The following is a 26,897-nucleotide window of genomic DNA, read 5'->3' on the forward strand; positions in this document are numbered from 1 at the left end:
ATAACGCCCCTATCTCTAGTTAGAGAGATCAATCCTGAGAACTTCCGATATGGCAGTGCGGATGTGTCGATATCGCGTGTTGGTCTGGTCGAGGTCGGCGGGGACGTGGTCCGCGCCCGTCTCCGTCACCAAAGTCCATGGAAGGCCGCGCCGGGATGCCATGTCAGCGGCGTGCCGACTGTGCTGCCAGCCCGTCACCTCGTCTTGGTCCCCGTGGATGAGGAAGACCCGCTGATCCGGTGCTGTAGTGGTGAGGTACTCCGGGTCGAAAAGCCGCTGCGTCGCGGTTGCTGAGTTGGCAAGCTCGAAACGGTGCTCGAACCATTCGCGGTACGAGGAGTCTGTCTCCGCGGCATGCCGTGCATGGCGCCGGATGTCGATGAGGGGCGCGCTGACCACGGCTCCGGCGAGGTCTGGTTTGAGGACGCAGCCCAAGAGGGCGAGTCCGCCGCCGAAGCTTCCGCCGAGAAGGGCAATGTTGGCGGGGTCGATGTTCCATGCCTGTGCTGTCTCGATGCAGGCGCTCAGGTCCTCTTGGAAGACGCTGAGCCAGTTCTTCCACGCGCGCTCTGTGTGTTCTGCCCCGTAGCCGATGGAACCGCAGTAGTTGAGTCCGATGACAGCGATTCGCGCATCGAGGAGTTCCCGGTACACCCCGTCCCATCGCAGCTCATCGCGTTCCAGAGATTCGGGCCCGCCGTGGAGAGAGACGACGAGGGCGAGCGGGGGCTGCTCGGGTTTGTACTCCAGCACGGGCGTCCGGCCGTACCACACGTGCTTGAGTGTGGCACTTCCCGCGTATCCGGGAACGTCACCTCTCGCCCGGTGCAGTGTCCCGTTGCTGTCCAGCCAGAGCCAAGAGGACCCGGCCAGCGTCGAGAAGCTGTAGAGGCCTGTTCCGCGCTGGCTGGCAATGCGGATCCGCAGACGCCCGGTGCCGTCGAGGGGAACGGGCTTGGCCTCACCCGTTTCTAGATCGCAGACGTGCAGGGTGTCGGAGCCGTCGAGGGTGGTGATAGCGAGGATGCGCCAGCCGCCGTCGCGTAGGAAGCGCGCGTCGTCGACGTGGCCGATGGGCGCTGTGACCGGGGTCTGAGTGCACGTCTGTAGGTTCCAAGAAGCCAGGCGGGGTTCGGCGCCTGCCGTTCTGGTCTCGATAACTGCGCCCTGACCGTTCCACCCGTCTTTCCACTGAGCCGAGATCGACGTTGCCGCCACGGCTGAGAGGGGGTGTTCCAAGTGCAGCAAGGGGTCCCACGGGCCGCGGTCCTGGCGAATGACCGCAGCGTCATACTGCAGATCCCAGTGGACCAACTGACCTGTGACCGCAGGGCGGTGAGCCCGGGCTGCATTCTCTTTGGCGATCTGATGGAACTCGATGGACCCTTGTGAGTCCTCGACAGTGAGAACGATGCAGCTGCTGCCGTCCTCATCCCGCCCCTCCAGCACATCCTGGATGGTCCATGCGCCATGCTCCGTCGGCGGCAAGGAGGTCTTCCACTGCTGTCGATCTCCGGTCAAGCCAGTCTCCAGGACGGTGAGGTCTGGTCCGTCCAGATGGAATGATGCGAGCACCTCGCGGGACTCGATGAACAGCAGTGCATCACCGTCGAGTTCGACGCGCAGTGCGCCGGATCTGCCACTCTGCGAGGTCTGGGACGGCGCATCGATGTGCAGTGTGCCGTCTTCGTGGATGTCGCCCAGGACCGGGCCGTTGTGCCAGGAGAGGAGATGCCGGCTGCGCTCCTCGAAGAAGATTTCATGAAGGCTCATCTACGGTCTGCCTTTCCGGATCGGCTGCGGTGGACCTGCGCAGACAGGCGTAGAAGATGGGCACCAGCAGGGCATTGGCCAGCGTGAGTCCGGTCGCGATCAGCACGGTGTGCGAGCTGCCGAGCTGGTGGTAGAGCCACCCGCCCAGCGCTCCGCCCAGTGAATCTCCGGCCAGGAAGGCGCTCTGGACCAGGCCGAAGAGGACTCCCGCAATGGAGGCAGGAAAGGCGTTGAGCTGCAGCAGTTCCTGGGAGACCGTGGCCCCCAGCAGGAACGCCCCCCGCAGAGCCAGGGCGCAGGCGGCCAGCCAGGGGCTTACCGACAGGGCGAGCACCAAAGTGGCGGCAGCACAGAGGCCCTCCGATATGAGGAAGACCATCAGGGGCGAGTAGCGACGAAGGAACTTTCCTGCCAGCGCGGCGGCGGTAAGCCGGACGATGCTGGCGACGGCGAGGACAACGCCGACCAGGGCCACCGGTACACCTCGCTCGGCCAGTAGCAGTGGCAGGTACGGGCTGAGGATGCTTGCGTAGAAGCCCATGAGCAGACCGAGACCGACGATGCCGAGGGCAAGGGCCCGGTGCTGCCCGAACACTGCGGCGAATCCTGCGCTCTGCGCCCCCTTGCCTGGAGAGGCGCTCTCGGGCGACGCGTGAGGACGGCTCGGGGGAATGAAGAGGAGGCCCGCCAGCACGCAGCCGGCCGCGAGAAGGAGCACGAAGACGTATCCCTGGTCACCGCCGATGAAGGCGGCGAGGGCGCCCGCGGAGCCCATTCCCAGTGCCGTGCCGGCCTGGTTCATGAACTCGCGGCGCGAGATGATGCCTGCACGTTGCGCCTCGGCGGTGTTGTGCAGTGTCCAGGTGCGCAGTGCGATGAAGACGGACGAAGCACCGATACCGGCTACCAAACCGGATACCACAGCGACGACAGGGCTCGCGTGGACGATCCGGAGCGCCATGCCCACGGCGTAAAGGACCGTGCCCCAGACGAGCACGGGCTTCGACCCCAAGCGGTCTGCGATCCGGCCGATGAATACGGACGTGGTCCCGGCGATGGCCATCGCGGTGTAGGAGAGCCCGAAGGCCACCAGGTCGTCATGCTTGTTGAAGTACAGCGGGTGCACTGTCTTCGACAGCCACATCCCTGTGAAGAACACAAATGTGTACGCGGCTACGCGGCGGGCGCCGGGGACTCGTTCGGAACGTTCGGCCCCCCTCTGGATTTTCAACACAAGTTCCTTGCTTCGATCACGCCGAGGCGGCGACCACTTGTTCGAGGTTGGTGCGTGCGTCGGCGTCATTCGGCGTGAGAGTGAGGACCTCTTCGAGCGCCGTCCGGGCAGCGGGAAGATCGCCGAGCAGAGCGTGCTGCTCGGCCACCAGTGTCAGGAGCTTGACCGCCTGGCCCTTCGGGAGCAGGGTATGGTCCCGGCTCTCGGCGAGACGCAGAGCTGCTTCGGGCTGCTCGGTCTCGGCCAGGATGTACGCGTAGTCATACAGCGCTTCAAAGTCCTCCATGTCGCACTCGTAGGCTGCGCGGTAGGACTCGAGAGCTTCCACGCCCTTCCCGAGCTGCAGATAGGCGAAGCCCAGGAGGCAATGGTCATGAGTTAACGCTCCAGGTGCGATGATCTTTGGGTGGAGCGAGTTGAGGGTGCGGTCGCAGGGCGGCTGACGGATGACGTGTCGATCGGGCTGCTGGCGACGGTGTTTCCGGAGGAGGCGGTGCAGGCCGCGGTGGACGAGGCTGGGGCGCGTGAGGAGCGGACCCGTTCGTTGCCATCGAAGTTGATGATGTATCTGGCTATGGCGTTGTGGCTGGAGCCGGGCAAGGGGTATGCGCGCACGCTGCGGGGCTTGCTGGAGGGGCTGCGGTGGTCGCGGGGTGGCTGGGACGGTTACCGGGTGCCCAGCGACGGGGCGATCTCTCTGGCCCGCTACCGGCTGGGGGAGGCACCGCTGCGGAACCTGTTCGACGAGGTCGCCGCACCCGTCGCGGATGAGCGGATGCCGGGGGCGTTCTGGCGGGGTCTGCGGCTGATGGCGGTGGACGGGACGGTCTTCGACCTGCCCTCCGGCCGGCACAACGAGGCCGCCTTCGGCGTGCCGTCCGGCGGTAGCCGTCCGCAGGCCCGCCTGGTGGCGCTGGCGGAGTGCGGCACCCTGGCCCTGGCCGGGGCGGCTTTCGACTCCATCGAGGTCGGCGAACGGGCCCTGTTCGAGCGCCTGCTGGACCGGCTGGGTCCGGGCATGCTGCTGCTGGCCGACCGGGGCTTTCCGTCCTACGACCTGTACACGGCCGCCGCCGCGACGGGTACCGAACTGCTGTGGCGCGTCTCAGCCTCCTTCGCCCTGCCCGTCAGGAAACGCCTGGCCGACGGCACCTACCTTTCCGAGCTGCGCGGTACCAGGCGCTCGGAGCGTGTGCCGGTGCGGGTCATCGAGTACAGCGTGGCCGACGACGACGGGGTCAGCGAGGTGTTCTGCCTGATCACCACCCTGCTGGACCCCGAGGCAGCCCCGGCACTCGAACTGGCCCGCAACTACGCGGAAAGGTGGTCGGTGGAAGTCCTGTTCAAGCTGGTCAAGGTCGACCTGCGGACCAGTGGCGGCGTCCTGCGTTCGGGTAAACCCGAGGGCGTACGCCAGGAGTTGTGGGCCCTGCTCTGCGTCTACCAGGCCCTGCGCACTCTGATCACGAAGGCCGCCGTGATCGCGGGTGTCGACCCGGCCCGCATCAGCTTCCCGCCCGTCCTGGACGCCGTCAAAAGCTCCGTGCGGACGGCCTTTTCCCCCTGACCTCCTCGCGAAGGCCCTGCGCTTCTTCATAGCCGACCTCCCCGACATGCTCATCCGCGAACGCCCCAAGCGCACCGCGCCCCGAACCACGAAGCGCCCCCATCTGAGCTACCGAACCCGCAGCTCAACCGACCCTGGAACCCGCCACGTCACCCGCACCATCGTGCTCCACCAGCTGACGCCCGATCCGGATTAACTCATGGTCATTGGCCCAGGAGGGAGTTCACCTCTTGAATCGACGGGCCGAGATTCCTGGCTTCCAGAAGACTGGCCAACGCCTGGTCGAACTGCTCGGTACTCAGGTAGCAATGAGCCAGTTCCATGTGGTACTCGGGCATCTTGCCGTCGACGCCCAGCAGCTCCGAATAAGTCTCGATGGCGGAATCGATCCTGCCGATCCTGCGATAGCACTGCGCCAAGTTATAGATCAGCACCGTCTGGTGCATGTGATGCACTGCGGAACCGCTGCGGAGCTGAGAGATCCCGTTGGTCAGATGAGCAATGGCTTCCTCGATTTGACCGCGTCGGAACTCCACAAGAGCGTAGCCATTCCGGTTGAACACCCGCTGAAATGTCAGGTCCCTGGTGTCATCCTCGCCCACCTGGCACAGGGCCGCGTATCCGTGCTCCAGATACTCCGCCGTCCGGTCCAGGGACCGCAGGTGCGCAGGATGGTGGCGTGCATAGAGCATCGACAGGGCATAGTCCGCTCCGGCGACGCCGACAGGATCCGTGTCCTCGCGCCAGCGGAGGTAGCAGAACTCGGCTTCCAGGGTCCTGCCCAGCATGGTGTATGCGAGACCAAGGCGTCCCCAGATGGTCGGCACATCCCGGTGAGGCTGTATAGCCCGGAGGATCTTCTCGGCCGTCCAGCTGTCGCCGACGCTGAGGTAGTTCATGGCTTCCTCGTACAAGAAGTCGAGATCCAGCCCTGTCAGGCCGTCCACCTGGGCGACGAGCCGGTTGACCCGCTGCTCCCGGACATTCTCGGATGCACGTGTCGTGGGGTCGGCGGCGCTCTGCCCGACCTGGAAGCGGACCTCGACCTGCCCTCCTGGTAGGTGTGCCAGAGTTTCGAGGAAGAGTCGGCTCCCCTCGTCGAGGAACTCTGAGTGCGTGACCTCGACGGCGCATGGGCCGATGGCGGAAAGCCAGGCACGTCCCACGTCGCGGAAGCTTCGAGTCAAGCGGTCCTTGAGGAAGAACCGGATCCGGTCCTGAGCCTGCGCGGCGTCCGTCAGGCTCGCTTCGTTGTCGATGGCTGAACAGGAAGGGTCATCGGGGGCTATGAGCTTCAGGCCGATCAGCGCTTCCCTCGGCCAGCGCGATGTATCGGTGGCGCTGATTAGGGCTTTGACTGGAGCAAACCCTACGACACCACGGCCGGCCGACACCGTGAAATGGCGCATCACAATCCCCCAATTTTTCCGATCCAGTGAATTCTCACGATTCCAGCAAATGCCCATGGGGGGCAGAGGTTCCTCTGCCCCCCATGTGACTTAACCCTGGCTCAGATCACACCGGGGAGTTGTACATAACCGAGAAAGTAACCTTCTTGGCGGTCGGCGCAGCCTTAACCTCGATCCTTCCGCGGTGATCGTTGCCTCGTAGGGTGATCACTTCGCCCCGTTTGTCCCCGCTGTTCGCGGTCAGGGTCTTCGCGTGTCGCTGCGGCTGCGCCGGGTTCCACGGTCCCGGGGTGGTGCGGGGCTCTCCTTCCTGGTCTTCGTCGGGGCGGGTCTGTTCGTCAGGTGACGGTGGTCAGGCCAGTCAGGCGCTGCCAGGCCAGGACGAACGCTTCTGCCCAGGGCCAGTCGGGGGCGAGGCGGAGGTGCCGGCGGCGGGCATGGGCGGCGAGACGGGCGGGCAGGTGGTAGATCCGAAACCGCATGGTGTCGGGTTCGGCGTCGGCCAGGCCGTCCTGGTCGTGCAGGGCGAGGAGGCGGAGCCAGGCGTCGAGGTCGGCGGCGAGGTTCGCGGCGAGCATCCAGCCCTGGTTCGTGGTGAAGGATTTCGAGGGCAGGTTGTGCAGCCCCATCGCTTTGTTCGTGCGGACCCGGTCCTCGACGACGGCGTGGTGCCGGTGCAGAGCGTCCAGCCACTGTGCCTGGTGGGAGCCGGGGATCCGGGTCATCTTGCGGATGTTGGTGGCGATGATCGAGTACTTGAAGCCGGTCTTCTTCTCGAAGTCGGTCAGGTTCGCGAGGTGGCGGCTGGAGGGCTTGACCCGGCGGGCGATCAGCCTCAGTCCCTTGTCCCAGCCCTCGCGTGCGCTCAGGCCGCTCAACTCCGCGACCCCGTAGTCCTCCTGGAGGGTGCCGTCCTGGTTCAGGGAGACCTCCCAGGCCGTCTCGGGCAGGCGGGCGATGGCCTGCTCGTCGAGGTCGGTGATGGTCCAGCCGGTGGTGAAACGGACCGTGCGCCGACGGGTGTTCAAGCCGATGAGGTGCTCATGCAGGCCGTGTGTGGCGCCGGCGCCGTCGACGCGGATCAGGAGTTTCGCGGCCGAGGAGCCAGGGATCTGGGCGAGCGCGTCGGCCAGGACCGTGAGGTGGTCGGCGACCGTGTTGCTGCCGGCGTTGCCCGGCCGCAACAGCATCGCCAGGCACTCGGACGTGTTCGCGCACCAGGCGGCCAGCGGATGGAACCCGAAAGTCTTCTTCCAGGTCGCCCGCGCCCGCTCCTTCTTCGAGGCAGCCGTGATGATCGTGGCGTCCATATCCACGATCACCCAGTTGTGCAGGCGTTTTCCGGCGACGGTGAGCCAAGGGAAGCCGCCGGGCCGCAGGGCCAGCCACGACCACACCATCCGGCGGACCCGTGCCCGGGCGCGGGCGATCGCCGCGAGCCGGTCGGCATCGCACAGGTCCAGGGTGCGGTACACAGTGGAGTCCGAGACGCCCGGGCCGGTCATCCGCTCGTGATGCAGGGCGAGTTGTTCGGCCTCCGCCACGCTCCGGGCGCCCAGCGCGATCGATATCGCCAGCTGGACGAACACCACCGCCCGATCCCGCCACCCCGGCCCGCCCCCCGGGAACACCCCAGCCAGCGCCTCCGTCAGCCCCGACCGGTCCGCCAGCCGCCGCAGCAGCACCACCCCGGCATGCCCGACCAGCCCCTTCCCGTCAGCCCCCACGACCAGGCCCCGGTCCCACCCTGTACGCTCGCTCACCAGAAAGGTGTCCTGATTCTTGCAACCGATGCTTCCTCGACAGTCGCATCCTCGCAGGTCAGGACACCTTTTCTGCTACCCGGCCGTCAGGCCGGGCAATTCCGCTGAATGGTCAGGGTTAATGAGCTTCACGACGTTCTCCTTCCTAGATGCCCAGCGAAGAACTGGGGTGCCCAAACAATCACCCATCCTCCTCGATCACCGCAACCGAAATAGAACAATGCGAGCAATGGCGCAGGTCACAGTAACGTGTATGTTTTCATGCCACCGATGAGATCCAGCCATCCTCCAGTAAATAGCTGCACACTCCCTCTTGTGCGCCCTCCGCCTTAATCATTGCTGTGATCGAACCGGATTACGCTGAATGTCCCATTTGCCATGGAAGTTTTTACGCCACAGAGCGGTGCGCCCCTCATCGGACAAGCGTCGGGGCATCGCCGCGACGCTTGCCGAGCGCGGCATCGCGCTGCCCACCTCAACGCCCAACATGCCCTGTTCCGCGCCTCCGGCACCGCCCCAAACCTCTGATCGCGCCGTCCCCGCCCTGCGTCAGACCACCTCGCTGTCCTTGCCGCAGCGCGTGTTCCGGTGAAGCCGCTGACGGCCTCCCCTCCTACTCGCGTATGAGATCGGCAGCGGCCCGGTTACTGACCGAGGCTTGATTACGCAAGCGAGAAGTGCTCCTGGCCTTCAGCGATAGGGCCTGTCGCGGCTCTTGTGCGTCCTTCCCGCGCGTCCACATTCAACGCCGCGACCGCGGGGCCTCGTAGGCGAGAGCCCCGTGTTGTCCGGTTGAGACAGACCGCAAGATTGGATCAGACCAGGCACGGCGCCTCTGTGACGCCGTAACACAAGCCGCGTCCTGAGGACGATCCTGCTGGGAGTGGCACTTCGCTGTCACGCTCGGCGGGGACTACCTCACCGACTTATGCATGCTGCGGGCCGAGCCAGACGTGCTCGGGCTGGTGGCCTCCGACCCGGCCGTCTCCCAATTGATCGGTGCCGTCACAGCAGTCGACACGAAAGCCCCAGCTGGTGATCCGGGCCGTACGGCTGAAGCGTGCAAGTGAGCGCCAAAGTTGGCCGATGCTGCGGGAACGCCTATGCAACTTTCGATGATGCACTGAAGTATTCAGTGGAACGCTGAAGAACCCGCTGAAGTTTTGAGCAGAACACTGAAGCAGTGAGCGACGCCCGACACGAATGGCAGGGCGTGGGTGTCACCCGTCGGCGGATTCTCTACCTCGGGAGGGGCAGCACGCCGTTGATGACGGGGCGGATGCCGGTGGGGGTGGGCCAGTTGATGACGGTGACTTCGCGGTGCAGCGGAAGCCACATCTGCGCGACGTGCGCTTCGGCGGGGCGCCAGATCGCGGTGGGACGGGCAGGCTCCAGGACTCCGATGCCTTCGCCCGGCCGTAGCGTCTTCCAGCCCATCGACCGGTAGTACGGGAGCAGGCCGAAGTTTTCCTCGGTGACGGTGCCAGTCATGAGGTGGTACCCGCGAGCGATGAACTGCCGTCGGGCCTGCTCAGTCAGCAGGACACCGACTTTCCGGCCCCGTGCGGCAGGATCGACGGCCAGGTACTCGCACTCCACCATGCGACGGGAGAACAGCAAGCGCTGGTCGGGCTCAAGTACCGGAACGCTGTCGATCCAGGCCAAGGGCGATGCTGCGACGATCAGGCCGACTGCCGCGCCTTGTTCCTCAGCGACCCAGGCCCCGCCGGTCGCGTAGTGGCCGGCTCGGGCAACGGGGATCGGGATGGTCGCCAACTGCATGGCTAGGAGCGTGGGTCAGTAACGAGCAGGCGGCCGGGTGGTCGGGTCGGCGGGATCGGTCACAGTCGCCCGGTCGGTGTCGGCTGGCCCGAGGCTGGGGTCTCCTGGGCCTCGGGATGGTCCAGAGGAGGGCCTGGGCCGGGCCGGTCACCCGGTCGCCGCGGCGAGTCCGGTGGCCGTGGTGTGCCGGAAGATCTTGCGGAGGTTGTGGCAGGCTGCGAGCAGTCGCCACTCTCCGCGGGCGCCGTCTTCGCCGCGGAGCATGAGCTGGCGGCCGTTCTGGCAGGTCATGATCTGGCCGAAGACGGGTTCGACGATGGCTTTTCGGCGGCGGTAGGCGGCTTTGCCGGGTTTGGTCCGCAGTTTGCGGGCCATGCGTTCCTTCAGCGTGGCGTTCGCCGGGATGCGTCCGCGTGGTGCGGGCGGGACCTGTTCGTCGTGGGCGAGGCGGCCGGTGGCCATGAACGTGTCGGTGCCGCAGGTGAGTTGGCGGTCTTTCGCGGCCTGGAGGTTGGTCTCGGAGCAGTATCCCGCGTCGACCAGTGCCTGCTTGGGGTGGATGCCGGTGTTCTGGGCGGACTGGTTGAGCATCGTGGTGTAGTTCAGCGTGTCCGCGGCGTTGGTCGTCACGTCGGCGGCGGTGATGACCTGGTGTTCGGCGTCGACGACGGCCTGGGCGTTGTAGGCCTGGATGTAGGCGCCGTCGCTGTTCTTCATGATCCGTGAGTCGGGGTCGGTGAAGTTGGCCTGCGCCTTCGGCTTGGGACGGGCTTTCGCGGCGGCCTGCTGCCCGGCGTCGGTGACGGCCTGTTCGTCGTCGGTGCCGGCGCGATCCTGCCTGCGGCGTTCCTTGTCCTCGGCGTGGCGGCGGGCCTTCTCAGCAGCCTCGGCTTCGATCTGGGCGCGGGCGGCCTGGAGCCGGGCGAGTCGCTTCTCGCGGCGGTCCAGCTCGGCGGGCAGGTCCACGTCCTTGCCGTCGGCGCCGAAGATCCGGTCCTCGGCGGTGTCGGTGGACTCGGCGTCGGCCAGCAACGCGGCGGCCTTGGACTCCAGTTCGGCGATCTCGGCTTCGATCCGCTCCTCCTTGTCGATCAGTCGGGAGTAGCTCATCGCCTTGTGTCTGGAGGCGCTGGCCTCCAGCTTCGTGCCGTCCAGCGCGACCCGGCCCATCCTGACCATGCCCAGCTTCTGCGCCAGGTGCAGTGACTGCGTGAACAGGTCCGCGAGCGCGTCCAGGTGGCGGCGGCGGAACCGTGAGATCGACCGGAAGTCCGGCGCCTGGTCGGCGGCCAGGAACCGGAACGCGATGTCATCCACGCACTTGCGCTCGATCGCCCGCGAGGACCGGATGCCGGTGGTGTAGCCGTAGATGAGCAGGCGCACCATCAGGCGCGGATCGTAGGGCGGGAAGCCGCGCTTCTCGGTGTAGCCGGCCAGGACCGGCCCCAGATCCAGCACGTCGTCGACCAGGTCGGCGACGAACCGGGCCAGGTGCCCCTCGGGCAGCCAGTGGTCCAGCGACGGTGGCAGCAGCAGGACCTGGTGCGGGTCGAACGCCCGGAACCGCTTGTCCACCGCCGCTGGATGACCCTGCGGCTGCTTCTTCTCGACCGGCTCGACCTCAAACAGTCCATCCCCACCACGCATACGGACATCATTCCTTACGAATGATCACGAACCGAAGGCGGGTTGCCGGTTACTGACCCACGCTCCTAGGTGCTCAATGGCCGGGTCTCCGGGAATCACCATGCCCAGCAGGCGGGCGAGCGCCTCCTGGTCTTCGGGAACCGGCCTGCGGAGCAGCGGCTGAGCGGCAGTCGGTCGGCCGTGTCGCCTGTCGGCGCGTGCGCGTGAGGCTCGCCCCATGTCGGTCCCCTGGTCTGGTGGCTGATGTCTGAGGCTGGCCACCGTATGGGCAGTGGGTCAAGGAGCTCGGCCCGGCGCGACGCACCAACGGGTGACGGGCGGGCGTTCGAAGCCGCGGCCGGCTCTACCGTGCTCGGGCTGAAGTGGGCCACGGCGTGGTCGCGTTGGCAGCGCGGAGGGACCCGTGCCGGGAGTCGGTACGGACCCTCTGCGTGTGCCGCTGACTTCAGGTGCTGTCGTGCTCCAGGGCGTACAGCTCGTACGGCACGGCGGTTCCGTTCTCGGTGTGCCGGTCGGATGTTCCGGCGCGGGTGAACCCGGCTTTGGCCAGGACGCGGCCGGAGGCCGGGTTGCCGGGGTGGTGCATGGCCTCCAGCCGGTTCAGTCCGGTGGTGGTGAAGGCGAGGACGGCGACCTGTTGGGCGGCATGGGTGGCGTAGCCGTTGCCCCAGGTGTCCTCGCGGAGGATGTAGCTGATGGTGCCCATGGACGGGGATCGTCGCCGCAGGGCGATCAGGCCGATCATCTCGTCTGCGGCGAGGATGCCCCAGGACCACTGCGCACGCGGGTTCTCTGCGCCTCTGGCGAGGGCTGCCCGGATCTTCTCGTGGGCCTGGCCGAGGGTGAGGTCCTTACCGGTGGTGTACCGGATGGATGCGCCACTGTAGATGCGGGCGAGGTCGGGTGCGTCGTCGGGGGCCAGGGCGCGCAGGGTCACCATGCGGCGGTCAGCTCCTTTGCGGTGGGCCGGTCGGCGGGGTCGGGTGCCAGGCAGGCGGTGACGGCGTCCTCGAACTCGGGGAACGGCCACGGCCGGACGTCGGGCAGCGCGGTGGTGGTGCCCTTGGCGATGGCGGCGAGCTTCTCCAGCCGGTCGGTGGCGTCGTCGTAAGCGACGGGGCGGTGGCCGGTCCAGGACCAGAACAGGGAGGCGCCCAGGCTCCAGATGTCGGCGGCCGGCTGCGCCTGGACGTGGGTGTCGGCGGGGGTGTCGAGAAGGGCGGCGGCGATCTCGGGGGCGGTGGTGTGGGTGAGCGCGCCGCGGTACGGCAGGCGCGGGGGGCCGTCGGGGCCGCAGGCGAGGGCGTAGTCGATGACGATCGTGCGGCCGTCGTTGGTGACGAGGGTGTTGGTGGGCTGGACGTCGGCGTGGGTCCAACCTGCGGTGTGCATGGGGGCGAGGTGCTCCGCCCAGGTGCGGGCGATGCCCAGGAGCCAGGGGCGGACCGAGGCGCGGTCTCCTTCGGGGCCGCGGGCCAGAGCGAGGGCGCGCCACAGGGGTGCGCCGTCGATCCATTTCACGGCCAGCCACCGGCCGCCGCCGAAGGTGCCGGCGTCGAGGCGGTAGTCGGCGTTCAGGGCGCCGGCTGAGGTGAGGCGGAGGAGGTGTTCGTCCTCCTGGGCCATCTCGGTGGCCTTGTCGCGGGCGTTGTCGCTGTCGGGGTCGTTGGCCTTCAGCGCGACCGCGCCCCGGGGTCCTTGGAGCTTCCAGGCCCGGGAGCCGCGCCGGTCGCTCAGCAGCTGGATCGAGGTGGGCTCGCCGATGTGTCCGGTGAGGACGTCGACGGCTTCGCCGGGGGGAGGAACTGTCTGGCCCATGTACGGATCTCCTTCCACTGGGTGGGGATGTGCTCGAACACGTCGCGCCGTCGTCGGCGGCCGTGGCGAGCGCGGTGGCCAGGTCCGGGGTCGCGTGCAGGAAGCGCGGGTCGCGGCGGCGTATCGCGGCTCTCACGGGGAGGAACGATGCGGGGGCGGCCGGGATTCGCATCCCCGCCTCGGTGACTTCCTGTTCGCCTGCGTAGAACTTGCCGAACATGACCCCGAGGGGCCCGTACAGGTTCTTCAGCACCCAGTGCGGCCAGGCCATCAGCTCGCGGTGCCGGGCGTGGGGCACTTCGCCCGTCAGGACGATGTTCTCGCACCGCAGCATGCCGTGCGGCCGGTTCAGCAGAGGCCGCAGCCATTCCGCGGCCTGGGCGCCCGCGTGGAACAGCTCTGCCTGGACCGCTTCGGCGTCGCCGTCGGCGCGGTAGACGGTCCAGGTCGTCAAGTCCCGTTCGAGCGAGGGTGCCAGGTAGGGGCAGTGGGCGGTCATCTGCCGCACGTAGTCGCTGATGTCCACGGATTTCGGCCGGGCGGTGCTGGCCTCAACGAGGCGAAGCGCCCCGGCGGTGGGCCGGGGCGCTGCCGTGGTGCGGGCGTTGGTCACCGGCGGCCGGTCTCCGGCTGGTCGGGGGCGACGTCGTCGTCTCCGCCGGTCGGGGAGCAGTCCCATTCGGCGATCACGGTGCCGGTGGTCTGGTACTGGGCGATGGCGTCCTGGTCGACGTTGCCGTCGGCGTCGGTGAACCAGATCTCCGGCAGCGGTCCGTACGCCTCCTCGTAGGCGGTGACCCAGGCGATCGGGCCGTGGCCGTTGTTCGCGACGTGGCGGATGGGCTGGCCGGCGGTCTCCTGGCACAGGGCCTCGTAGGCGGGGGTGTCGAGCAGTTCGTGCCAGGCCGCGTCCACGGCCGGGGAGAACATCTCGGGTGCGGACTGGTCGTCCTTGAAGCGCTGGCCGGTGATGGTCAGGAACCGGCGCAGCTCGGTCGTTGCGGTGCTCACGGTGGTGCCCCTCTCGGTGTGGAGTGGTGCTCGCCCGGCCCGGGTTGGGCCGGGGTGTGGTGCCGTGCACCGCGCACCCGGGAGATCGGTCCCGTCCGGGTGCGCGGTGGTCTCAGGGGGCCGTGACGGCCTGGGGTGTGACGCCTGCGAGGCGGTCCAGGCGCTCGTACAGAGCGCGGACGAGCCGGGCGTGGCCCTGGGCACAGCGTGCGGTGCCCTCCGGTGGAACGGACAGGCGTCGGTCGGCTTCCTCGAGGACGACGTCGGCGAGGACGCGGGCGGCGTGGTCTTCGGGCAGCAGATCGGCGGCGCGGCGGACGTCGGCGGCGACGGCGCGGGCGACGCCGGTGAGCAGCAGCGCGATCTGGTGGAGGTCCGCAGGCGGCAGGCCGGGGACGGCGGTCCATCCCAGCACGGCTTTGACCAGAGCCTTGTGGAGCTCCCGGTCGAGGGGGAGTTCCGCTTCGAGGCGTCCTTCGGGGTCGTGGAGGACCAGGTGCGTGCTGCTCATCGGTGCCTCGCCGGGTCGTGGGTCGCGGGCGGCACGGTCTCGTTCGTCGGACATCGACCGCATCCCGACCGTACGGGCGGGCCCGATGGGGTAGGACTGACCGTGAGTACGGGTTTCGGTGCGCAGGGCAACCGGGGGGCAGCCGGTATGGGCAGGCCGCGACGAACATCAGCAGGTGCGGTGACCGGCTTCGTGCTGCGCCTGGTCCGCGAGTCGGTCCCGTGCACGCAGACCGCCCTGGCGGAGGCGCTGGGCGTGGACCTGGACACGGTGCAGGGCTGGGAGTCGGGGCGGCGCCCGTTGGCGAACATGCGGGCCGGGGCGCTGCTGGAGCTGCGCAGACGGCTGCCGGCGCTCGGTGCGGACGTGGTGCTGGTGGTGTGGCTGGACGCGGCGATGGACGCCGACCGGATCATCGCGGCCGGGCTGGACGGTGAGGCCGGCGGTCCGCACCCGCTGGCCGGGTGGGTCCACACCCGGGACACCGCGCACATGCTGGCCTGGGCGCTGAACGGCACCGTCCCGCCGGCGCTCGCCAGGCGCTTACCCCGACCGAGGCGCGGCCCGGTCGCCGCCGCACCGCAGCTGGCGGCCGCGGACAGGGCGGTGTTCTTCGACCACCTGCGGGGCACGACCGAGGCAGCCGCCCGGCAGGGCGAGGGCGGGGTGCTGCTGCACCGCCAGGCGCTCTACCTCGCCTCGTACGACCGGGGGCCGGACGCGGCCGCGTGGACCGCGCACACCCTTCACCGGCGCCGTGACGTGCTGGCCCGGCGGGGCTGGTCGCCGCACTGGGCGGAGGCCCGCTCCACCGCCACGGCGCTCGCCCGCCTCGGCGACCCGCAGCCACTCCTGGACTTCATCGACCGCGCCCTGGCCGACGACGACACCGCGGAGGCCGCGAACCTCAACTACTGGGCGCTGTGGCTGGGGGCGCTGTCGCTGCCGCAGCCGGACGACGCCTTCATGCGGGACCGGGACCTGTCGGGCTGGGATCCGGTGACCCTGCTGCGGGGCCTGGCCCGCGGGCTGCACGTGGCGCCCGGCTACGTCGACCTGTACGCGCACTCACTGTGGGCGCTGGCAACGGCGTTCCCGTGGCTCTCCCAGGCCGCTGGTCCGATCGCCGGTCCGCTGCGCGAGCAAACCGCTCGGCTCCTGGACGGGACAGCGCTATCAGCGAGATCACAGCGCGAACTGGCTCATGTCCACTACGTTTTCGATCACAACCGCTGACACCGGAGGACCGCATGGCCGATGACACCACCAGGGGTACCGCGAGCTTCATCTCCGAGATGGGCGTGCTCAAGCGCGTCGCACGGACCGGCTGGTGGTTCACCGGCAACAAGGCCCCCGAATCCGTGGCGGAGCACTCCTTCCGGGTCGGGGTGATCGGTTCGGTCCTCGCCATGATGGAGGGCGTCGACGCCTCCCGGGTCGCGTTGATGTGCCTGTTCCACGACAGCCAGGAGACCCGGATCGGGGACATCCCGCACATCGGCCGGAAGTACATCAGGGCCGCCCCGAACCAGGAGGTGACCGCCGATCAGGTCGCCAACGCTCACCCGGCCGTACGCACCGGGGTGCAGGGCGCGGTCGACGAGTACGAGGCCGGCGAAACCCCGGAGGCGATCGTCGCCCGCGACGCCGACAAACTTGAATGCCTGGTCCAGGCGGTGGAGTACCGGGAGCAGGGCTACAGCCTCACCCAGAACTGGATCGACACCAGCCTCGCCTCGCTCAAGACGCCGTCCGCGAAGGCTCTCGCCGACGCCGCGCTGAGCATGGACTCGCTCCAGTGGCAGAAGAACTTCCTGCCCTGACCGGCACCGTCCCCGGCGTGCCGGGGCCAAGCCGGGCCAATGCGCTTCGTGCGCGGGCTCAGTCACGGATGCTCAGCTGCATCCGGTTCTCATGGAGGTGCTCCCAGTCCATGACCAGGCGGAAGCGTCGGTGTGCCTCTAGGCATTCTGCGTCGGCCGGCTCCTGGCCGCGCTGCACGTGGGCATCACCGGACTCGACGAGCTCCGCGAGGGCGAGGCGGACATCGTCGGTGTCCTGGCCGGTGGCGGCCGCCAGGCGATCCAGGGAGGTGAGGGTCTCTTGCGGTTCACCCAGATCGTCGACCAGGTGGTTGATGAGGGTGTTGACGAGCGGGCCGGTGCGCATCGTCCAGCGGATCCCGTCGAGCCGCTTGGTGAGTTCGGCGCCCAGGGTCAGCAGGTCTCCGGGCAGCGGCAGCGCGGCAGGCATCGACCACCGGGTGCCCTCCGGTGTCTCCTGGCGGCGGGCCAGGCCCCACGTCAGGTAGAGCTCGGACAGGTCTCGCACCGTCGTGGGCACCGGGAAGCCGGCGGCCGTCAGCATGGTGCCGAACTTCTCCCAGCGGCTCGCCTCGCACACCTCTCGTCCCTCGGGCGCTTCGTCGTAGTCCCACTCCTCATCAGGCCACGAGAACGTGAGCGCGCCATCGAGGTCGCCACCGATCATGTCCCAGTGGCCGTCGAAGATCTCGTGCAGCAGGTCGTCCAGAGAGCCGGTGAAGTCGGGCTGGCTCGCGGTCCCGATCAGCATGGTCAGCGGGAGGCCCTGTCGGGGCAGGACGTGGTCCCAGCCCGAGACGAACCAGTCGTTGTGCATCGCCAAGTCCCGGCGCGGTCCGGGCACAGACGGGTTCTCAGTCATCCACAGCTCTTCCTCGAAAATGGCCGGACGTTCGCAGCGTACGCACAGTGGCACGGCACGCTGTCACGGCCGCCCGACCCAGGCTTGGTGGTCGAGGGCGACATGCAGTTTCTCGCGCAGGCGACCGCGCAGGACGCCGACGCGCGTTCGGCCCTCCAGGACCTGCAGCCCGCTGTCCGACGGGTCCAGAGGCGCCGGTCGATGAGGAGTGGCGGGCGCAGCCACGTACCGTGCTCTTCCCAGTGTCGGCCGATCTCTGGGGGACGGACCGCGACCCAGTGCACCGGGTTCTTCGCGAAGGATTCGATGCAGCAGGCGTCGGACGCTCCGGTCGGCATGCCGTGGAAGTCCGCGGCCGGGATCGTCTCCAGCCGCCAGGTGACGTCGCGCAGGTCGATGTCGGCGTAGTCGTGAACGAAGGCGCCGTTGTCGCCGTGGTCGAAGAGGAACTGCTCCTGGACGTCGTCCGGCCACTGCAGGGCGGCCAGCGCCGGGTCGGCACGGAACTGGTCATAGCTGTAGCTGAGGCCGCCGGCCCGGCGGCGGGCCATCAGCGGGCTGAGGTCGGTGAGGTTCATGCCGCCAGATCTACAGGAGATTCCTGTTGGTGCTCCCCCTACTCTGTCTCGTGACGTTGGGGACGCGCGGTCGTTGGATCGAGTGTCTCCATAGAGCTGGGCCCCAGGGATGTCATGGCTGATCCCCCGGGGCCCGTGGTGTGACCGGCTCGGGGTCAGTTCTCGCCGGCCGCCGTGAGGGCGAGCCAGTCGGCGGCTTCGGCGTCGGTCATGAGCAGGGCCTGCGTCGGGTGGGCGGCGCCGTCCTTCACGACGTGGGCGCGGCCCGGGAGCGGGCTGCTTTTCGGGGTGGGGCCGGCTATCGGGGCGAGACGCTGCCAGGTGCCCTCGCCGACCCGCGCGAGGATGACGGTGGCGAACTGTTCACGGGCGGCGGGGGCGAGCACGCTGCCGGTGATGTGGCCGTTGTAGAGGACGTGGATGCGGGCCTCGCGTCCCGCGTACAGGACGTCCTCGAGCGCGGTGATGGCCGGGGACTTCTTCGGGTCGTCCTTCTGCCGGAAGGTCTCCCAGTAGCTGGTGAGGTGCCGCAGGGTGGTGTCGGCGCGGTCCAGGACGATCATCAGGCGCGGTGCGTCGTCGAGGGCGCCGTTGAGGTCGGTGCGGCGCTTCAGTTCGGTGGCGAGGCCGACCAGGGCGTCGTGGATGCCGGCGACGTTGCCGCGGTGCGTCACGGTCGGCAGGTTCTTCGCCCACAGGTGGGCGACCAGGGGGCCTTCGAGGACCAGGGCGTGGGCGCCCTGGTGGAGGAACTGGGCGGTGAGGGTGCGCAGGATGGTGGTGCTGCCGCCGCCGGTGCCGGTGAAGCTGCGCGAGACCGTGTTCGGCGACGCGGTCACCGCGACACTGACCCTCGCGCTCGATCTCTACACGCACGGACTGCCGGCCTTCCGCCTCACGCTGCAGTCCGACACCTCGGTCGACATCGCGATGCTGCTGCGGGACGTGATGCTGCCGCTGCCGATGCGAGACGGCTGGGGCGAGGATATGGAATGGCCGTACGCCGGGGTCCCGGCCGACGTGATCGCGGAGTTCAGCGGGCACCGGGTCGCCGCTCTGCCGTTCTTCGCCCCGGAGACGGTCACCACCGACCACGGCGGCCCCTACAAGAACCACGACCTGGTGGAGGCCGAACGGGAGATCGGCTGCCGGATCCTGCCTGCCCGCGTGCTGCGGCAGACCGACAAGTTCGCAGTCGAGCGCCAGTTCCACACCATCCAGACCATGCTCTTCGAGCACCTGCTGGGCTTCACCGGCGGCGACGTCGCGGACCGCGGAGCCGACCCGGAACGCGACGCGAGCCTCACACTCGCACAGGCCGAACACGTCGTCGCGACCTGGATCGTCCAGATCTGGCAGAACCGCAAACTAGGCGAATACGCCCCGAGCTGGGCGCCGGGTGAGGACCACAGCCCCAACACCCTGTTCGCCGCAGCGATGGAACAGGGCGGCTTCGACCTCGACTTCCCCGAACCGAGTTTCTACTACAAGGTCCTGCGCAAGCACCACGTGAAGATCCATCCGCGACGCGGAGTGAAGATTCTCGGGCTTTGGTATCACCACCCGGTCCTCGAGGAGCCGCGTTTCCTGCAGCCCTCTTCCCGAGGCGGCAAGCACGCGGGCCAGTGGGTGGTCCGCAGTGACCGGAGGGACCGCCGACAGGTGTTCTTCCAAGACCCGGCCGACCACGAGACCTGGCACATCCTGCGCTGGCGAGGGCTGCCACCCGAGGGCGAGATTCCCGCCTTCTCCGACAAGACCGCCGACGCTCTCCTGGCACATGTGAAGGCGAACAAGATCAGGATCCACTCCGAGAGTGAGCTCCTGGAGCATCTGCTGGAGATCCTCGGCTCGGTCACCCCCGTCGACCAATGGCCAAGCCAGGCCGAGAAGAAGGCCGGGAAGAAGCGACGCGTCGCCCAGGCCCGCGAGATCGCTCGCGCACAGACCGCGGCAGCCGACCGCCCCACCGCACCGGCCCCCGCCGACGAGCCGGCTCCGGCTCAGATGCCTGCGGCCTGGGCAGAGCATGCCCGCATGATCGATCGTGCGGTCGACACCGACCGCCGCCGACGACGCGAAGAAGCACTCGCCGGAACCCGGCCCCTCGCCCCGCCGACGCTGCACGAGGCACTGAACCGGCGGCCCATGTTCCTGCCGCCGCCCCGCGACGACTCAGACGCCGATACGACTGTCCGGGAGGACGACGCGTGACCCGAGCCCTCTCACACGATGATCCGCTGGAGGGCCTGCCCCCACGATCCAAGATCGCCGAGTTGATCCTGAGCGGCCACCCGCCGCGCGACACCTACGTCGGCTGGCAGAGCTACCGCGCCCGCCGCGGCCTGCTCCTTCCCGCTCCGGTGATCTCACTGAAGCAGTGGAGGACGACCCCGGAGAGCCGCCGCGCGGACTACGACCTCTTCCGCCATCTGACGAACGCGAACCTCCCGCTGCAGGACACACCCATGCACGACAAGGTCGGCAAGCTGATCCGGCGCCGGTTGCGCGGCAACACGATGAAACAGGACGACCCGACACGCGCCGGCGTCATGGTCAGCGGCTGGGGCAACTACGGCAAGACGGCATCTGTCTGCTCAACCGCGGCCGTCTTCGAGGACCAGTGGCTGCAAATGCACAGCTACCTCAAGCCCGGAACTCTGCCGGGCACGCGGGACATCCACTCGCCGGTTGTCTATGTCTCGACTCCTGTGACGGCGACCCCGAAGAGCCTTTGCGCGTCGATCCTGGGCTTCTTCCGCGCCGAGATGCGCAAGTCGGCCACTCTCCCGGAACTGGTACGGCAGGTCGCCGACTCCCTCCACGACCACGGCGTCAAGGCGGTGATCCTGGACGATGTCAGCCGGCTGCGGATGCACCGGGCCGACGACCAGGACGTCCTCGACCTGATCCGGGCCTTCATGAGTCTGGACGTCACCCTGATCCTGACCGCCGTCAACATCCCCGGCATTGGGCTGCTGCGTGAGTCCAAGTGGAACAAGAGGACCGGGCAGTGGGAGATGCCGCCGCTGGAGTCAACCCGCATCCATGGCCTGGAGATCACTCAGACAGAGCACCGCTTCGAGCTCATCGAGCTCGACCGCTTCCGCTACACCACGCCGAAGCAGATCCATGCCTTCGTCAACCACCTGGACGGGATCGAGCGGCACCTGCGGCTGCTGAACGCGAAGAAGGGCATGCTCACCGACGGCACCATGCCGGAGTACCTGATACGCCGCACCGGCGGCGTCGTCGGACTGCTCGGGCGGCTCATCGAGGACGGCGCCCAGGAAGCGATGGACAGCGGCAGAGAAGTCCTCGACGAAGAATTGCTCGACGAGATCGTCCTGCGCCGGGAGGACATGACCGACGCCCCTGATGAACCCATCCCGCCGGCCGGGCAGCCCACCGCCCGCCGGTCGTCCAGCGCGAAACGCCGGCCTCGCAACACCGTGTTCGACGATCACGGACCACGCACTGCCGAAAACAGGACGGGCTGACCCATGCCTGCGGCCAGAGAACCGCTGCCCAGGAGCCTCCAGCCCCTGCCCGACGAAAGCCTGCCCGGCTTCCTTCTCCGCCTGACTCACCGGCTTGACCTGACTCCCCACCAAGTGGCCCGGCGGGTCGGTCTGATCACGCCGGATGACCCCCATGCCAAGGTCCCGGCATCACATCTACTGATGATCCAGTCAGCTCGCCTGGACGCCTTCGCCGAAGCGACCCGCATGACGCCTGTGGACGATCACGTAATTCCCCGGGCTCAGCGTCACGTAATTCCCCAGGTCCTGGCCTCGTCCATGTCTACTTGATCGAGGGCTTGTTTGTCTTGTCGGTGACGCCTGCGCGGGGCCGCTTGTTGGGGCGGTAGCTGGGACCGTTCATGATCACCTGATGGCTGGTGTTGATGAGCCGGTCCAGGAGGGACTCGGCGACGACGGGGTTGGGGAAGAGCGGATACCAGTCGCTCGGCGCCCTGTTGCTGGTCAGGATCAGCGACCGGCCCTGCCGCTCGGAGACCAGCTCGTAGAGGTCGTCGGCCTGGGCCGCGGTCAGCTGGCGCATCGCGAAGTCGTCCAGGATGAGCACGTCGGGCCGTACCAGTTCGCGCAGTCGGCGGTCCCAGGTGCGGTCCGCGTGGCCGCCGGCCAGGTCGGCCAGAACCCGGCTGGTCTTGGCGAAGCGGACGTTGGCGCCCTGGCGGATCGCCATATGTCCGAGTGCCTGGGCGACGTGTGTCTTCCCAACGCCGACCGGCCCGAACAAAATTACGGACTCGCCGGTGTGCAGCCAGCGCAGTGCCGCAAGGTCGCGGACCTGGGCCGCGGGTATCTTCGGGGAGGCCGCGAAGTCGAACTCCTCCAAGGTGACCTGCTGCTCGAACTTCGCCCGGGTCAGGCGCCGTTGGAAGGCGACGGTCTCCCGGCGGGTGATCTCGTCCTGGCAGAGGATCTGGAGGAACTCCAGGTGGCCGAGCTCGCCGCCGTGGGCCTGCGAGAGGCGGGCGTCGAGAGTTTCCAGCATGCCCGAGAGCTTCAGCGCGCGAAGCGCGTCCCGCAGGGCGGTGTCCATGATGCTCATCACGCCACTCCTTCTTCGTGACGGTGGTCATCACGGTCGTCGTTCGTCATGTCGGGGGGTGTCGCGGTCGCGAAGAGCCGCTGAGGTCCGTGCAGGAAGGCGGCGGCTCCGCCATCGCCGGAGGATTCGGGGGCCGGCTCGGTCTCGGTGCCGGCGACGAGGATGCCCTTGATCGTGCGATAGGACGGGTCGCCGACCAGGGTCGCCTTGGCGCAGGCGGCCTCCAGCCTGCCCTCGCCGTACTTCTTGCGCAGGCCGAGGATCCCCTGGGCGGCGCGGAGCCGATAGAGCGCGTTGACCTCCAGCAGCCCATCGACCACCTCGCGGCAGGCCGTGCCGACCTGCGCGGACTGGGTCCGGCACCAGGTCGGGGTCCGCATGTGGAAAGCGATCTTCTCCGGCGGGTAGTCGCTGGCATGGGTGCGCTTGCCCTGCTCAAGTGCCCCGTGGGTCTTGACCAGTTCGCCGTCGTGGAAGACCTGCACGAAGGTCGCGGTCGAGCGGACGTCGACCCGCTTGCCCATCAGTTTCCACGGCACCGAGTAGAGGGTGCGGCCGGCCTTGATGTGAATGTCCGGGCCGACGGTGGCCGTCGACCACTTCGCGAGCACGAACGGGGTCTTCGGCAGCGGCAGCAGCGTGGACGCCTCGACGGCCTCGAAAACCGAGGCCGGGGCGGCCCCGCCCAGCGGGCGGCACTGCCGCTGACCGGCGACTTCGGTGCACCACCGGATGGCCTCGGCCTGCATCTGCTCGAGCGAGAAGAACTCCCGGCCCCGCCACCAGGAATCACGTATATAGGGCATAGGGCGCTCGACGCGCGGTTTATCTTTTGGCTTCAGAGCGCGGGCTGGATCTACCAACGCACCGTAATGGGCCGCGAGTTCGGCATACGCTTTGTTGATTTTAGGGTCGTAGAGGTCGGGCTTGTCCACCCCGGTCTTCAGGTTGTCGGGCACCAGCCGCTGCGGGACGCCGCCGAAGAATCTGAAGGCTTCGACGTGGGATTCGGTCCAGGAGTGCTGGTCCAGGTGGATCACCGGGCGGACGAACATGTGCCGCGAGCACGGCAGCACCATCACGAACGCCCAGATCCGGTGCCGCTTCCCGCTCCGCGGGTTGATCCACTGGCCAAGGAAGCCGTAGTCGATCTGAGCCTCCAGCCCCGGCTCGATCTCGTCGCGCAGGACCGTGACCTGAGAGCGACGGGTCTCCTCGGGCAGCGTCGCCGATATCCACCGCCGAAGCGACGACACCGAAACCACCAACTCGTTCTCGTCCCGCAGCCGTTGGTGGATCGTGGCGACGGTCACCGTCCCCAGCAGGCTCTTGATGTAATCACGGTGCTTGTCGATCTCGGGCCAGGTCACCTGCCGCAACCGGGCATCGGCGAGCTCGGGGAACCAGCCCTTGATCAGAGAGGCCCAGTCCTCCGCGGCCATCGCCGCCCCGCCCGGGGCCATCCCGGCGGCCTCCGCCGGGGCCAGGTACTTCCTGATCGTCTTGCGGTCCAGTCCCAGCGACGCGGCCAGCTCGCTCTTGGAGCGGCCCGCGTACCAGTGGACATAGATCTCGGTCACATCGACCACGTTGAACGTTCTCCTTGCCATCGTGCGCTTCCCTCGACCTCGAACCACTGATCGAGGAAGCGTCCGTCATCTCGACGGCCAGGACCACTACCCGCTGCGTCCGTCGTCCCCATGGGGAATTACGTGACCGCGGGGGTGGGGAATTACGTGACGCGGAACCCGCCTCACCTGGGGAATTTCGTGATCGCTCACAACGCCCGCCGACGCCAACGCGCTGACGCTCCACCCCTACGCCGACCGCTATCCCGCCCTCGCGCAGGCGCTGGTTCGTCCGGGCAGTACTCCGCGCCCCCGCAAACTGTCCCAGCCCTGGTTGCTGATGAGGCACTCGCGCTATTGCCCCGCATGTCTCGCCGGCGATGGAACTCCGATCCAGAACCGCCACGGCGGGCCTTGGAAACGGCAGTGGCGGCTGGGCGTCGTCTTCGCCTGCCTCGATCACCGGACCTTCCTTCGCAGCGAGTGCCCGCGCTGCCGGCTGCCTGCACTCGGCGGCCGGTCCGGCAGCCCCCTGGCCTTGCTGCCCGCCGCCAACATGCCGAGGCTCCATCCCGCGCAGTGCCGCAACCCTTACGGCAATTCCGGCAAGCGCGAAGTCTGCGGTCACCGCCTTGACGTCACCGAACCACCCGCTGCGGCCCTTACTTTGGAACTGGCGGACCTGCAGGCCGTCCTTCTGGACCTCCTGGACGGTGACGAGCCGGCTGAGCTGGCGCTTCACCGGTTCGCCGATCTACAAGTCGCCGTCTCCCTGATCCAGGCGGGCTGGCCCGCGGCGGCCGACCTCGCCCCCACCGCAGCCCAGGCGACTCTGGAAGCACATCTCGCACCGCAGCAGCAGAACGCTCGCGGTTCCCGCGCCGCGGCCGAAACCGTTGGCCCCCCATCCGCAGTTCCTTGGAACACACCGCCCGGTGACGCCCTCGCCACCGCCGGTCTCCTCTTCGCGGCCTACCATCTGCTCGCGCAAGATCCCTCCGGACCGGGCAGCACCCTGCCCCAACTGCTGCGGCATCTGCCCACCCGCAACGATCTTCGCTGGGGCAGAACCTGGCACATGCTCGCTCACGAGGCTTCTCCCTCGCTCCGGCGCCGGATCGACCAGGTCTACCGGCACAGGCTCTCGGCCGAATGGATCCGGCAGGGGGCCCCGACACTGCGGGCCTCCAGGGGCAATACCGCCCAAAAGGTCTTCGCCCCTATCCACACCCTCACGGAATTCGGGATCGCTCCTGAGTACATCCCGCAGTCCCTCCCCAGCCCCTGGCTGCTTGCCGCCACCCTGGAGGACTCCGAGGACGACCTCACCAGCCGCCGCCGACTCCGACGCGTTCTCCCCGTCCACCTGGTCCAAGCGATCAGCAACATGAACTTCCTGGAAGCGGCAGCGTTCCTCGGCATCCCCACATCCTGGACCACCCAGGGCCGCGTGCGGATCAAGCCACTGGTTCCCTATCAAGACCTCAAAGACCGCGACTTGCCGGCCACGCTGAGACGCCTGGCCCAGCACGTCATCGGTCAGAAAAAGGTCGACTACCAGGCCCGCCGCACGCAGTTCGCCCACTGGACCATCGACGACAGGACATGGGAAGAGCTCTGCCGACACCACCGTTCAGGCAGAGGCCGGAAACCGACAGAGCGCACCCGAGAGTCCGCATCCGCCTACGTCTGGAGTTACGTCACCGGAAGCGAGTTCTCTCTCGCGCCAGTCTTCCAGCCACCCACATGGCCTCACGATCGAACGCTGACTCGGGCTATGCCGCACCTGCCGCTGCTTCGGCGCTGGGAACTGCAAGAACACCCCATTCCATTTCCCGGGATCCTTACAGCCCTCGAGGACCTCGCCAGGCAGATGGCAGACACCAGTGGGCACGCAACGTGACCGACGCGGAGGCAGGTCCGCCATATATCACCCTCAAGATCCGCCAGCCAGCTTCCCCCACCGGCTGGTGACCTGCGCCAAATGGAGCACGATCCGCCAACTGCGATCCTCGGTCACATGCACCGACCCAGCTCCTGCAACGGCACTGCCACCAAGGGCGGTTGGCCGGATCGCCGAGGTTCCCAAGCGCCGCACGGCCACCGGTTCCTTGGTGCGTATGGGGCCGGGCGGACTTGTAGAGTGCGGGACTTCCGGTACGCCACGACCCTTGTGGAGCTGACTGTGCACGTGCTTGCTGGTCGCCTTCGAGCGGCCCATCTCGGCGGAACCCCTCCTCGGGCCGAACGGAGGGCGTGACCTGTGGCGATCACTGATTCCGACATCGCGGGAGTGCTCACCGCCTACCTTGAGCGCTACCCGCAGGAGGCCGGACAACTGGCCGAGCCGCTGCGGCTCCTGGCCGGAGGCCAGGGGTTCGCCTCGCGGCGCACCTTCCCGATGCACGTCACCGCCGGCGCGCTGCTGGTCCGGCACGGCGCCGAGATCCTCCTGATCGAACACCTCGCGTACGGGATCACTTTGCAGCCAGGTGGTCATCTGGAGCCGACCGATGCGACGCTGGTCGGCGCGGCGTTGCGGGAACTGTCCGAGGAGACCGGCATCGACCCCGGCCAGGTCGTCCCTGTCTCGGCGCACCCCGCCTATGTCGAGTTCGGCCGAGTACCGGCCAGGCCCGCAAAGGACGAGCCGGACCACTACCACCTGGATTTCGGCTATGTCTTCACGACGGCCGAGGCCGAGGTCGGGCGTATCCAGGAGTCCGAGGTGACCGGCGCCGCCTGGTACCCGCTGGATCTGGCGGAGCGCCTCGTCGGGCCCCGGATCGCACGGGCGGTCACCACATCGACCGGAATCAGGTGACCCCTGCGCCACCGGGAAGCCTCGTGGCGGCCGACTGACGGGCAGGGAACATGCCGTCGTAGAAGATGCCCGGGCAAGCGCGGGCGGCGTCATACCTCCTCCGGGAGCTCGGCGACGATCACGAGCCAGCTCATCACCGCGACGTC

At 68.0% G+C, this 26,897-nt stretch carries 24 protein-coding genes and 2 pseudogenes; 9 read left to right on the forward strand and 17 right to left on the reverse strand.

Annotation, left to right across the window (positions count from 1 at the left end; translation table 11 throughout):
* Positions 1-15: 15 nt before the first annotated feature.
* From ACU6WZ_RS03220 to ACU6WZ_RS03230, 3 genes are read right to left on the reverse strand one after another with little or no spacing between them, the layout of a single operon-like run.
* Positions 16-1,773: an alpha/beta hydrolase family protein gene (locus ACU6WZ_RS03220; RefSeq protein WP_447031611.1), complete on the reverse strand. Its 1,758-nt coding sequence runs from the start codon at positions 1,771-1,773 to the stop codon at positions 16-18.
* Positions 1,760-3,076, reverse strand: coding sequence for an MFS transporter (locus tag ACU6WZ_RS03225; protein ID WP_447031612.1), 1,317 nt, complete (start codon positions 3,074-3,076; stop codon positions 1,760-1,762). The genes ACU6WZ_RS03220 and ACU6WZ_RS03225 overlap by 14 nt, the downstream gene beginning before the upstream one ends.
* Positions 3,024-3,293 carry a hypothetical protein gene (locus ACU6WZ_RS03230; RefSeq protein ID WP_447031613.1) on the reverse strand — a complete coding sequence of 90 codons (270 nt, stop codon included), beginning with the start codon at positions 3,291-3,293 and terminating at the stop codon, positions 3,024-3,026. Before ACU6WZ_RS03230 ends, ACU6WZ_RS03225 begins: the two co-directional genes overlap by 53 nt.
* Positions 3,294-3,413: 120 nt before the next feature.
* On the opposite strand from ACU6WZ_RS03230, the gene ACU6WZ_RS03235 reads away from it, so the two are divergent.
* Complete coding sequence (locus tag ACU6WZ_RS03235) at positions 3,414-4,574, forward strand: IS4 family transposase (RefSeq protein WP_447031614.1); 1,161 nt, start codon at positions 3,414-3,416, stop codon at positions 4,572-4,574.
* A gap of 203 nt (positions 4,575-4,777) precedes the next feature.
* On the opposite strand, the gene ACU6WZ_RS03240 is transcribed toward ACU6WZ_RS03235, so the two are convergent.
* The 9 genes and pseudogenes from ACU6WZ_RS03240 to ACU6WZ_RS03280 form a co-directional block, all read right to left on the reverse strand.
* Complete coding sequence (locus ACU6WZ_RS03240; protein WP_447031615.1) at positions 4,778-6,040, reverse strand: tetratricopeptide repeat protein; 1,263 nt, start codon at positions 6,038-6,040, stop codon at positions 4,778-4,780.
* Between the two features lie 281 nt (positions 6,041-6,321).
* On the reverse strand, positions 6,322-7,746 hold the full coding sequence (locus tag ACU6WZ_RS03245) for an IS1380 family transposase (RefSeq protein WP_447031616.1): 1,425 nt from the start codon (positions 7,744-7,746) through the stop codon (positions 6,322-6,324).
* Between the two features lie 1,239 nt (positions 7,747-8,985).
* The gene (locus tag ACU6WZ_RS03250; RefSeq protein WP_447031617.1) at positions 8,986-9,528 is read right to left on the reverse strand and encodes a GNAT family N-acetyltransferase; all 543 of its coding nucleotides are present in this window, start codon (positions 9,526-9,528) and stop codon (positions 8,986-8,988) included.
* Positions 9,529-9,675: 147 nt separating this feature from the next.
* The gene (locus tag ACU6WZ_RS03255; RefSeq protein WP_447033827.1) at positions 9,676-11,103 is read right to left on the reverse strand and encodes an IS1182 family transposase; all 1,428 of its coding nucleotides are present in this window, start codon (positions 11,101-11,103) and stop codon (positions 9,676-9,678) included.
* Between the two features lie 517 nt (positions 11,104-11,620).
* Complete coding sequence (locus ACU6WZ_RS03260; protein ID WP_447031618.1) at positions 11,621-12,115, reverse strand: GNAT family N-acetyltransferase; 495 nt, start codon at positions 12,113-12,115, stop codon at positions 11,621-11,623.
* Complete coding sequence (locus tag ACU6WZ_RS03265) at positions 12,109-12,993, reverse strand: protein kinase domain-containing protein (protein ID WP_447031619.1); 885 nt, start codon at positions 12,991-12,993, stop codon at positions 12,109-12,111. Before ACU6WZ_RS03265 ends, ACU6WZ_RS03260 begins: the two co-directional genes overlap by 7 nt.
* Positions 12,909-13,606, reverse strand: a pseudogene (locus ACU6WZ_RS03270) (DUF6875 domain-containing protein). Before ACU6WZ_RS03270 ends, ACU6WZ_RS03265 begins: the two are co-directional and overlap by 85 nt.
* Positions 13,603-14,004: a hypothetical protein gene (locus ACU6WZ_RS03275; RefSeq protein ID WP_447031620.1), complete on the reverse strand. Its 402-nt coding sequence runs from the start codon at positions 14,002-14,004 to the stop codon at positions 13,603-13,605. The pseudogene ACU6WZ_RS03270 and the gene ACU6WZ_RS03275 overlap by 4 nt, the downstream one beginning before the upstream one ends.
* A 112-nt stretch (positions 14,005-14,116) precedes the next feature.
* The gene (locus tag ACU6WZ_RS03280; protein WP_447033828.1) at positions 14,117-14,515 is read right to left on the reverse strand and encodes a DUF6415 family natural product biosynthesis protein; all 399 of its coding nucleotides are present in this window, start codon (positions 14,513-14,515) and stop codon (positions 14,117-14,119) included.
* 102 nt (positions 14,516-14,617) lie between these two features.
* Between ACU6WZ_RS03280 and ACU6WZ_RS03285 the strand changes: the two genes are divergently transcribed.
* Both ACU6WZ_RS03285 and ACU6WZ_RS03290 read left to right on the forward strand, forming a co-directional pair.
* On the forward strand, positions 14,618-15,751 hold the full coding sequence (locus tag ACU6WZ_RS03285; protein ID WP_447031621.1) for a helix-turn-helix domain-containing protein: 1,134 nt from the start codon (positions 14,618-14,620) through the stop codon (positions 15,749-15,751).
* 14 nt (positions 15,752-15,765) lie between these two features.
* The gene (locus ACU6WZ_RS03290) at positions 15,766-16,338 is read left to right on the forward strand and encodes an HD domain-containing protein (protein ID WP_447031622.1); all 573 of its coding nucleotides are present in this window, start codon (positions 15,766-15,768) and stop codon (positions 16,336-16,338) included.
* A gap of 58 nt (positions 16,339-16,396) precedes the next feature.
* On the opposite strand, the gene ACU6WZ_RS03295 is transcribed toward ACU6WZ_RS03290, so the two are convergent.
* The 3 genes from ACU6WZ_RS03295 to ACU6WZ_RS03305 form a co-directional block, all read right to left on the reverse strand.
* Positions 16,397-17,200 (reverse strand): DUF6042 family protein, encoded by an 804-nt coding sequence (locus ACU6WZ_RS03295; protein WP_447031623.1) that lies wholly within the window; start codon positions 17,198-17,200, stop codon positions 16,397-16,399.
* Positions 17,197-17,778 (reverse strand): hypothetical protein, encoded by a 582-nt coding sequence (locus ACU6WZ_RS03300; protein WP_447031624.1) that lies wholly within the window; start codon positions 17,776-17,778, stop codon positions 17,197-17,199. Before ACU6WZ_RS03300 ends, ACU6WZ_RS03295 begins: the two co-directional genes overlap by 4 nt.
* Positions 17,779-17,933: 155 nt before the next feature.
* Positions 17,934-18,617, reverse strand: a complete 684-nt coding sequence (locus tag ACU6WZ_RS03305) for a hypothetical protein (RefSeq protein ID WP_447031625.1) — start codon at positions 18,615-18,617, stop codon at positions 17,934-17,936.
* On the opposite strand from ACU6WZ_RS03305, the gene ACU6WZ_RS03310 reads away from it, so the two are divergent.
* Genes ACU6WZ_RS03310 through ACU6WZ_RS03320 form a run of 3 tightly spaced genes read left to right on the forward strand, consistent with a single transcriptional unit; the run spans position 18,553 to position 21,590 of the window.
* Positions 18,553-19,992, forward strand: coding sequence for a hypothetical protein (locus ACU6WZ_RS03310; RefSeq protein ID WP_447031626.1), 1,440 nt, complete (start codon positions 18,553-18,555; stop codon positions 19,990-19,992). The two genes, ACU6WZ_RS03305 and ACU6WZ_RS03310, sit on opposite strands and share 65 nt — an antisense overlap.
* Positions 19,989-21,278 (forward strand): TniB family NTP-binding protein, encoded by a 1,290-nt coding sequence (locus ACU6WZ_RS03315; RefSeq protein ID WP_447031627.1) that lies wholly within the window; start codon positions 19,989-19,991, stop codon positions 21,276-21,278. The genes ACU6WZ_RS03310 and ACU6WZ_RS03315 overlap by 4 nt, the downstream gene beginning before the upstream one ends.
* Positions 21,279-21,281: 3 nt before the next feature.
* Entirely contained in the window at positions 21,282-21,590 is a 309-nt protein-coding gene (locus ACU6WZ_RS03320) for a TniQ family protein (RefSeq protein WP_447031628.1), read from the forward strand.
* Here ACU6WZ_RS03320 and istB read toward each other — a convergent pair.
* Both istB and istA read right to left on the reverse strand, forming a co-directional pair.
* Positions 21,583-22,359, reverse strand: a complete 777-nt coding sequence (istB, locus tag ACU6WZ_RS03325; RefSeq protein ID WP_447028588.1) for an IS21-like element helper ATPase IstB — start codon at positions 22,357-22,359, stop codon at positions 21,583-21,585. The genes ACU6WZ_RS03320 and istB overlap by 8 nt on opposite strands.
* Entirely contained in the window at positions 22,359-23,948 is a 1,590-nt protein-coding gene (gene istA / locus ACU6WZ_RS03330; protein ID WP_447033763.1) for an IS21 family transposase, read from the reverse strand. The genes istB and istA overlap by 1 nt, the downstream gene beginning before the upstream one ends.
* Before the next feature lie 214 nt (positions 23,949-24,162).
* Between istA and ACU6WZ_RS03335 the strand changes: the two are divergent.
* The 3 genes and pseudogenes from ACU6WZ_RS03335 to ACU6WZ_RS03345 all read left to right on the forward strand — a co-directional run.
* Positions 24,163-24,342, forward strand: a pseudogene (locus tag ACU6WZ_RS03335) (hypothetical protein); the annotation flags it as partial.
* 123 nt (positions 24,343-24,465) lie between these two features.
* Positions 24,466-25,830 carry a hypothetical protein gene (locus ACU6WZ_RS03340; protein ID WP_447031629.1) on the forward strand — a complete coding sequence of 455 codons (1,365 nt, stop codon included), beginning with the start codon at positions 24,466-24,468 and terminating at the stop codon, positions 25,828-25,830.
* Positions 25,831-26,190: 360 nt separating this feature from the next.
* Complete coding sequence (locus tag ACU6WZ_RS03345; RefSeq protein WP_447031630.1) at positions 26,191-26,751, forward strand: NUDIX hydrolase; 561 nt, start codon at positions 26,191-26,193, stop codon at positions 26,749-26,751.
* The last annotated feature ends 146 nt before the right edge of the window (positions 26,752-26,897 follow it).

It is taken from the genome of Streptomyces hypolithicus (assembly GCF_052934925.1).